We start from the raw sequence: 8,195 nt of genomic DNA, 5'->3' as shown, positions 1-8,195 counted from the left end.
GGTATGGACGTCGATCGCGGCCAGCCAGCGCTCGCGCAAGACCTGACCCTCGGGGCCGGCGAACAACGGCGATTCAGGCCCGCCGATCAGCTGCCAGACCAGCGACCAGTTCAGCAGCCGCAACGCGTATTCCAGCGAGCTGGTCCAGTTGGGCCCCTGCCCGAACGGGCACTGGTCCAGCCAGGAGCGCAGCTGTCGGCCGAGCGCCTGAAGGTGCTCCTCGTCGCGCGTCAGCGCCCAGGCCTGGGCCAGCACCACCCAGTGCAGGTGGCGGTTGAGCTCCCAGACGTACTTGATGTCGCCCACCTGGTCCGGGTCGGTCAGGTCGATGCTGCGCGCCGGCAGCGGAGGGCAGCGCACGCCCAGGCGCGGGCAGCGGTTCCAGTCGGGCGCCGGGCCCACCTCGAAGCGCCGCTGCGCGAACAAGCGCACCGAACCGGCCGCGATCAGCCGGGCCTCGTCCACGTACGCCGCGGCATCGATGCCGGCCGGCACCCGCAGCCACTGCGCGCCGGCCAGGACCGCTTCCGGCTTGCGCCCGACGATCAACTCGCCGCCCAGACGCCTGCGCAACTGGCCGGCCACGGCCACGCGGCCCCGGTGGGCCACTTCTGCCGGCGACATGCAGCGCAGGCGGTTCAGCAGCCAGCGCCAGCGCGACTGACCTTCAAGCGCTCCCACGTCCTCGTCCCTCGTCTTCTCAATGCTCTTGGACAAATTTTGCACGATAGGAATTATCCCGCCGCCTGGTTCAGCGTTCGTGACGGGATCGGCTCGCCCGGATCGCGCGGCGGCCGCAGGAAGCCCCGCAGCGATGCGACGAACAGCACATGGGCCGAGACCAGCGACCACCAGGCCGCGCCGGGCGAGCGCCGCCGCAGCGCCTGCAGCAGCAGCCAGGCCAGCAACGGCGCGGCGTACCAGTGCCAGCCGCCCGCCAGCGCCAACAGCAGGCCCAGTCCATGCAGGCCTGGCGCGATGCCGAGATGCCACATCCGCCTCAGCGCCAGGGGCCACCAGGGCCGCCCCAGCGCCGCGCGCAGCATGACGCCGGCCGCCGCGGCCCGGCCATTGCGCCACAGCCGCAACAGCATCGCGCCGTTGCCCTCGGCATGGCCCTCGTGGCGCACCGCCAGGTCGGGAAGGCGCAGCAGGCGCCAGCCGGAAGCGCGCAGGCGCACGCCGAGATCAGCCTCCTCGCAGGCCTGCAACCAGCGGTTGGCCAGGTAGCCGACCTGCTCGATGGCGGCACGCCGGTACAGGCCGCCTCCGCCGAGTTCGTCGACCTCGTGCTCACTGACCTGCATCCCAGCGATACGGGCTCGCGCGTGGTCCGTCTCGGTGCGCACGACCTCGTCGACAAGCCTGCCGCCCACACCGGCCAGCCCCGCGTCCCGCTCCAGCCGCTCCAGCGCCAGGCGAAGGAAACCCGGCGCCATCTGCATGTCGCCATCCAGGACATAGACGAACTCGCCGCCCGCCTGCTGGTAGGCCAGTTGCACGGCAGCGCCGCAGCTGCGGTCCGGCTGCTGCGCGAACTGCACGACCCGCACCGGATAGCGGCTGGCGACCTCGACGGTGCTGTCGGTCGAGCAGGAATCGACCAGCACGACCTCGGCATCGAGCCCCTCGACGGCGACCAGCACCGACTCCAGGCAGGCCGCGATCCGACCCTCCTCGTTGAGCGCCTTGATCAGCACGCTCAGACGGCGCTGCGGCTGCGGCATGACTCAGGCGCCCAGTTCGCGGCGCAGGCGCCGAATGCGGCGCTCGTAGCGCAGGCGGAAGATCAGGCTCGCCAGCGGATGCCGCTGGGCGCGGGCCATGCGGACCTTCAGCTCCTCCGCGCGCGCGGCCAGCACATTGGCAGTGGAGACGCTGCCCGCATGCTCGCGGAACACCGTCAGCGAACGGCGCAGCTCCACCGGCTCGGCCTGCGGCAGCAGGCGCAGCCACAGATCGATGTCCATCGCATAGCGAAGACCCTCGTCGAACATGCCACAGCGCTGGAACAGCTCGTGGCGGATGAACACAGCGGGGTGGGGAATGGTGGCAGCGCCGCTGAAGTAGTTGAAGGCGGTCAGTGTGCGATCGGCCAGTTTGCCTGGCATGCGCTGCCCGTCGACCAGGCGGTCGATGCCGCCCACCAGCCATGGCCGCCCGCTGCTCGACAACGCCGACGCGACATCGCGCAGCACCTGCCCGTCGCAGTAGTAGTCGTCGGAATGCAGATGTGCGATCACATTGCCGCTCGCGGCCTTGATCCCCTCGTTCATCGCGCGGCTGATGCCACCGCCGACGTCACGCAGCACGACGGCACGCGGCGCCATCCGCTCGATCATCGCGAGCGTCCCGTCCTTGGAGCCGCCGTCCACGAAGATGTGCTCGACCTCGGCCTCCTGCTGCGCATTGACGGAAGCGATGGTCTCGGCCAGCGTCGCTTCGCTGTTCCAGGTGCAGGTGATGATGGAGAACTTCATGATCCGGTGTTGCGGGCAAGTTCGTAGACAGCCAGGAGCTTCGGCAACATCGACCGAACGTCGGCCGTGCTGCCCGCCTGGGCCGAGGGCTTGCGCGGGGCCTCGCCCAGCGCATGGCGGGTGAGCATGACCAGTTCGTCCATCGTGTCGGCGAGCTGCAGTTGCCCGGGGCGGCCGGCGTAGCGTTGGAGTTCCGGCGTGCCGCCGCGATTCAGCGCCACACAGGGACGGTCGAGCGCGAGTGCCTCGAGGATAGTGGTGCCACAGGGCTCCTGCCAGACGGATGGGACAACGCAGACATGGGCTTCTGCCGCGAGTTGCACCGACCTCTCGTACGGCACCCAGCCGAGGAAGGTCGCCCTCCCCTCGTACTCGGACTGCAGCTCCTGACGCAGCGGCCCATCGCCCGCGATGCAGAGGTCCGCGCCCGCCAAAGGCGGCTGCTGGAACCAGGCCTGCAGGAACTGGCGAAACCCCTTGGCGTCATCGAGCCTGCCAGCGAGCAGGACACGCCCCGGGCGCACCGCGTCGACACGTCGCGCCACTGCTTCAAGCCGCCCGAGATCGATGAAGTTGTGCAGCACATGCGTACGCCCCAGCTGCGCCGCTGGCACCGCCTTCTCGAACTGCCGGCGCAGGAAATCCGAGACGAAGATCGTGTGGCGGCTTGCGAAATTGCGGGCCACGTCGCCGCGGAACTGCTTCACGGCCGCGACCGACACCGCCGCCTGCAGCGCATTCGGATGCGGCGTGGCGCAGCTCGCGCAGGCCCGCGCATCGCGGTCACCGCACACGTCGCCATGCTTGAAGCGCAGGTGCACCAGGCACTCGCTGCCCTGGTCGTGCCGGGTCTGCACCAGCGGCAGCGCGGCCGGCAGGCCCAGGCCCATCAGCGGCAGGTGGCCGTGGTAGTGGACGACGTCGAAGCCCGGCGCATGCGCCGCGATCGCGCGCTCGATGCGGCCCGCCAGCGCGCGGCGCTTGTACGGCATCCAGACGCCCAGTTGCGATTCCTTCCAGCCGTTGCGGTCCATGCGGAAGCCGGCGATGAAACGGCCGGCAAAGCCGATCTCGGCGGCATTGGCCTCGTAGTCCACATCGCTGCGGCCCATCAGCACGACCTCGTGCCCGGCCTCGATCAGGCGGTTGGACAGCGTGACGACGTGCTTGCCCAGGCCGCCGACCTGGCGGGCCGGGATGTCCTCGGTGACCATCAGGATGCGCATCGCGGCCGATCAGGAGGCTCGCGCCATCAGCCGGCGCGCCCGGGCCTGCAGCGCGGCGCGATCATCCGGCAGCAGGACCCAGCGCAGGCCAGCCGCCAGCAGCAGCGCCGACGCACCGGCACCGGCCGCCAGCAGGGCAATCAGCGACAGCGGCTCCATCCGCGCGACCAGCCAGGCCAGCAGGCCTGCGCCCAGCAGCAGCGGCAGCATCGGCACATAAGAGCGGCGCCACAGCTCGCCCGCCTCGCAGGGAATGCTTCGGCCGTGCACGTAGAGCACGAAGGCGGCCGTCATCAGCAGGGCCGATGCGACATGGCCCGCCGCGGCGCCATTGATACCCCAGGCGATCACGCCGACATAGACCGTCAGCAGGCCGATCAGCGCCCGCACCAGCGCAAAGCTGCCGCTGATGCGCGGATGGCCCAGGCCGTCGTTCACCAGCGAGGGGATGTTGGTCAGTGAGTCGATGAACTGCGCCAGCGCCATCAGTTGCAGGATCAGCGCGCCGTTGCGGCCGAAGTCGCCGCCCATCCAGTGCGCCAGCAGCGGCTGCGCGAAGCCGGCGATCAGCAGCAGCGCGCCGGCGTTGGCGAAGTTCACATAACGTGTCATCCGCAGGTACAGCGTTCGCAGGGCCACGTGGTTGCCGCTGGCCGCCATCGCGCTGGCCGCAGGGAACATCACGGCCGACACGCGGTAGAGCATGCCCAGCACGCGATTGCCCAGCGTGGACGCGATCGAGTAGTAGGCCAGCGGCGTGAGGCCGACGAAGGCGCCGATGATCAGCTTGTCCGCATGCACGTAGCTCAGCGAGGCCACGCGGCTCAGGAAGGAATAGGCACTGAAGCTGGACACGCCCACCACCACCGCACGCTCGGGTCGCCTAAGCCGCAGCGTCGGGAGCAGCCGGCGGATCGACAGCAGCAAGAGCAGGCAGTTGAGCGCACTCAGCACCACGCGCACGAGGATCAGCTCGCGCAGCCCGTACCCCGCGGCGATCACCGCCACGCCGCTGAGCGGCACCAGGATGCCGAACAGCGCCTCGAAGCGGGCGGACACGTCGTAGCGCAGCAGCGCCTGCGGCACGCTCTGCAGATAGGCCTGCAACTGGCCGAAGAGGAAGCCGAAGGCGGCAATGTGCAGCGTCTGCACCGCCAGCGGCTGCATGGCCGCGGGCACCTTGAACAATTCGGCCGAGAGGGGCTGGGCCAGCAGATAGATCGGCAGCGCGCCGGCCAGGCCGATCAGCAGGTAGACCGCCGCGCCGAAGCTGAACACCGAGGAGACCTGGTCCTGCTCGCCCAGCGCGTGGTGATGGGCAATGTGCTTGACAGAGCCTGCGGTGACGTTGATGTCGATCAGCGCAAAGTACCCGATGATGGACGTGACCAGCGTCATCAGGCCGTAGGCCTCGCTGCCCAGGCCGTGGACGACGTACGGGATGGTCAGCAGTCCGACCAGGGCCGGCAGCACGCCGGCGAGCAGGTTGCTGGCCGCGTTGCGGCCGATGCTCCTGGACATGGCGTCGGCCGGGCCGCTCAGGCCCCGACGGCCGGATTCGTCCGACGCACCAGCGGATGCAGCTTCGGCGCAGGCCTGGCCGTGACCTGATGGCGCTGCGCAGCGACATAGGGCAAGGCAAAGCACAGGCCCCAGATCAACATGGTGCGGACCTGCGGGATCGGCGTACCCGCGGTCATGTCCGGCATCAGGAACAGGATGCCGGCCACACCGGCCACGAACAACGGCAGCCGGGCCGGGTCGACCGACTTGCGCACACGCCAGACGAACACGGTCAAGGCGAAGAACAGGCCCATCAGCAGGATGAAGCCGACCAGGCCGGACTTCAGCGCCACATGCAGGAAGCCGCTGTGCAGGAAGGCGCCACCCTCGCCGCCACGGGCGGAACTCTGCCACTCGATCAGGCTGGCACCCTTGTAGTGGCCCCAGGCGCCCACACCGGTGATCGGGTGGGCGATGAAGTCGCGCCAGGCCAGCACCAACTCGAGCTGCCGCTGATTGAGGCCACCGGAAGATTTGCCGGCCAGGTCGTAGAAGAAGTTGGTCAGGCCGCCTGCACCCTTGGTCTGGGAGAGGCGCTTGCTGGCCACATACCCCAGCCCCACCAGCGTGACCGGCACCGCGGTGAGCAGAGCGAGCCAGCGGTCGCGCCGGCTGAGGAAGACCAGCGTGAAGGCGCCTGCCACCACGATGCCCAGCCAGGCCGTGCGCCGGTAGGACAAGGCGATGCACAGCGGCGACAGCAGCAGGCTCGCCCAGCACACGGCGCTCCAGAAGAAGCCCTGGCTGCGCTTGTCGCGGCTCAACCGCACGGCCGCGATGACCATGCCCAGCAGGCAACCCAGGCTGTCGTTGATGTCGAAGAAGGTCAGCTTGACGTTGATGTTCTCGCGGTTGGCGTAGACGTTGGCCGGGTCACCGCCGAACGCCGCCCAGCGCACCAGACCGAACAGTGTGTGGCCCAGTGCGGCCAACAGGATCACCTTGGTCAGTTCGTCGACGTCAGCCTCCCGATCGAAGGCATTGACCATCAGCAGGATGAACACGCTCATCCAGACGAGGTTGGCGAAACCGAAGGTGCTGAGGATGTCGCCAGCCTCGACGCCCAGCAACAGGCCCACCACCAGATGCGCGCCCAGCAGCAGCAGCCAGCCGAGCATCCAGGGCCGCAGGTTGCACTCCAGGCGCGGGCGCGGGTTGAAGGCCTGCGAGACCTTGGTCCAGGCCAGGCCTGCCAGCGCCATCCAGAACACGATCGGGTAGAAGACCTGGCCCGAGCCGCGGGTGTAGATCGAGCGCGAGGCAAACACGTCGTTGGTGCCGAAGGAGGTGCCGCCGATCGCGATCAGCGCGATCACGAACGGGTACACCATCAGCTTGGGCCGGTTGATGCCCAGCACGCCGACGGCGACCAGGCCCAGCGCGGCGCCGATCGCCATCAGGAAGGGCAGGCTGAGGTAGTAGGCGATCAGCAGGTAGTCCCAGTTCATGACGGCCTCCCTGCTGCCTGCCTGTCGAGGAAGTCGCGGTAGGCCAGCGCGATGCCTGCCTCCAGCGGCATGGTGGCGCGCCAGCCGAGCCCGGCCAGTCGTTCCACGCTCATCAGCTTGCGCGGGGTCCCATCGGGCTTGCTGGCGTCGAAGACGATGCGACCCTCGAAGCCGACGACCTTCATGACCGTCTCGGCCAGTTCGCGGATCGTCACGTCGGTGCCGCAGCCGATGTTGACCAGCGGGCCGTCATAGCCCTGCTCCATCAGGAAGACGCAGGCGTCGGCAAGGTCGTCGACGTAGAGGAACTCGCGCTGCGGCGTGCCGCTGCCCCAGACCACGTACTCGCTGTCGCCGCGCAGCTTGGCTTCATGCGCCTTGCGGATCAGTGCCGGCAGCACGTGGCTGCTGGCCAGGTCGTAGTTGTCGTTGGGGCCGTAGAGGTTGGTCGGCATGGCGCTGACGTACTGCCGCTTGAATTGGGCGTTATACGCCTCGCAGAGCTTGATGCCGGCGATCTTGGCGATCGCGTAGGGCTCGTTGGTCGGCTCCAGCGGGCCGGTCAGCAGCGAGTCCTCGGTCAGCGGCTGCGGCGCCAGCTTCGGGTAGATGCAGCTGGAGCCCAGGAACATCAGCCGCTGCACGCCGGCCAGGTGCGCGCCCTGGATCAGGTTGGCCTCGATCATCAGGTTCTGATAGAGGAAATCGGCGCGGTAGGTGTTGTTGGCCTGGATGCCGCCGACCTTGGCCGCGCCGATGAAGATGTAGTCGGGCCGGCACTCGGCCAGGAAGGCATGGACCGCGCGCTGGTCCAGCAGGTCCAGCTCGGCGCGCGGTGCGGTGACGATGTTCGTGTAGCCGCCGCGCTCCAGCCGGCGCCGGATCGCGGAACCGACCATGCCGCGGTGGCCCGTGACGAAGATCCGGGCGTGCCTGTCGATGCTGCTGCTACTCATGCCGCGGGCCTGCTCACTCGTTGTAGTCGTAGGCCTGGAAGCCGGCGAGCTTGACGAGGCTGTCGCGCCGCGCCGCGGTGTAGTCGGCCTGCACCATCTCGGCCACCAGTTCCTTCAGCGTGGTCGTGGGCTCCCAGCCCAGCTTGGCCTTGGCCTTGCTCGGGTCGCCCAGCAGGGTCTCGACCTCGGTCGGGCGGAAGTAGCGCGGGTCCACCTTGACGATCACGTCGCCGACCTTGCACCTGGCCTTGTCACCGGTGACCGCCTTGACGACGCCGACCTCGTTCTCGCCTTCGCCCTCGAAGCCGATGGTGACACCCAGCTCGGCCGCCGCGAACTCGACGAACTGCCGCACGCTGTACTGCACGCCGGTGGCGATGACGAAGTCCTCCGGCTGGTCCTGCTGCAGCATCAGCCACTGCATTTCCACGTAGTCCTTGGCGTGGCCCCAGTCGCGCAGCGCGCTCATATTGCCCAGGTACAGGCAGTCCTGCAGGCCCAGCGCGATACGGGCGATGGCGC

Annotated in this window: 8 protein-coding genes; all 8 read right to left on the bottom strand. The window is 68.9% G+C overall.

Going from position 1 to position 8,195, the window contains the following annotated elements; all coding sequences use genetic code 11:
* On the bottom strand, positions 1-681 hold a 681-nt coding region (locus B0W88_RS27355; RefSeq protein ID WP_304442602.1), incomplete at its 3' end, for a heparinase II/III family protein.
* 53 nt (positions 682-734) lie between these two features.
* Positions 735-1,727, bottom strand: a complete 993-nt coding sequence (locus B0W88_RS27350; RefSeq protein WP_077037731.1) for a glycosyltransferase — start codon at positions 1,725-1,727, stop codon at positions 735-737.
* Positions 1,728-1,730: 3 nt separating this feature from the next.
* On the bottom strand, positions 1,731-2,480 hold the full coding sequence (locus B0W88_RS27345; protein ID WP_077037730.1) for a glycosyltransferase family 2 protein: 750 nt from the start codon (positions 2,478-2,480) through the stop codon (positions 1,731-1,733).
* Positions 2,477-3,706: a glycosyltransferase family 4 protein gene (locus B0W88_RS27340; protein ID WP_077037729.1), complete on the bottom strand. Its 1,230-nt coding sequence runs from the start codon at positions 3,704-3,706 to the stop codon at positions 2,477-2,479. The genes B0W88_RS27345 and B0W88_RS27340 overlap by 4 nt, the downstream gene beginning before the upstream one ends.
* A gap of 9 nt (positions 3,707-3,715) precedes the next feature.
* Positions 3,716-5,227, bottom strand: a complete 1,512-nt coding sequence (locus tag B0W88_RS27335; RefSeq protein ID WP_077037728.1) for an oligosaccharide flippase family protein — start codon at positions 5,225-5,227, stop codon at positions 3,716-3,718.
* A gap of 17 nt (positions 5,228-5,244) precedes the next feature.
* Positions 5,245-6,717 (bottom strand): O-antigen ligase, encoded by a 1,473-nt coding sequence (locus B0W88_RS27330; protein WP_077037727.1) that lies wholly within the window; start codon positions 6,715-6,717, stop codon positions 5,245-5,247.
* Positions 6,714-7,673 carry a GDP-L-fucose synthase gene (locus B0W88_RS27325; RefSeq protein ID WP_198937954.1) on the bottom strand — a complete coding sequence of 320 codons (960 nt, stop codon included), beginning with the start codon at positions 7,671-7,673 and terminating at the stop codon, positions 6,714-6,716. The genes B0W88_RS27330 and B0W88_RS27325 overlap by 4 nt, the downstream gene beginning before the upstream one ends.
* Positions 7,674-7,686: 13 nt before the next feature.
* Positions 7,687-8,195 (bottom strand): GDP-mannose 4,6-dehydratase (locus B0W88_RS27320; protein ID WP_144007001.1); only part of this gene is annotated, 509 nt, incomplete at its 5' end.

Source organism: Pelomonas sp. KK5 (genome assembly GCF_001984095.1).
GTDB lineage: Bacteria > Pseudomonadota > Gammaproteobacteria > Burkholderiales > Burkholderiaceae_C > KK5.
This window is presented reverse-complemented; position numbering and strand designations above follow the sequence as displayed.

Excerpts from the sequence above, each read along its gene's own strand:
- B0W88_RS27350 (WP_077037731.1), bottom strand. The coding sequence starts at position 1,727 with ATGCCGCAGCCGCAGCGCCGTCTGAGCGTGCTGATCAAGGCGCTCAAC.
- B0W88_RS27345 (WP_077037730.1), bottom strand. The coding sequence starts at position 2,480 with ATGAAGTTCTCCATCATCACCTGCACCTGGAACAGCGAAGCGACGCTG.
- B0W88_RS27340 (WP_077037729.1), bottom strand. The coding sequence starts at position 3,706 with ATGCGCATCCTGATGGTCACCGAGGACATCCCGGCCCGCCAGGTCGGC.
- B0W88_RS27335 (WP_077037728.1), bottom strand. The coding sequence starts at position 5,227 with ATGTCCAGGAGCATCGGCCGCAACGCGGCCAGCAACCTGCTCGCCGGC.
- B0W88_RS27330 (WP_077037727.1), bottom strand. The coding sequence starts at position 6,717 with ATGAACTGGGACTACCTGCTGATCGCCTACTACCTCAGCCTGCCCTTC.
- B0W88_RS27325 (WP_198937954.1), bottom strand. The coding sequence starts at position 7,673 with ATGAGTAGCAGCAGCATCGACAGGCACGCCCGGATCTTCGTCACGGGC.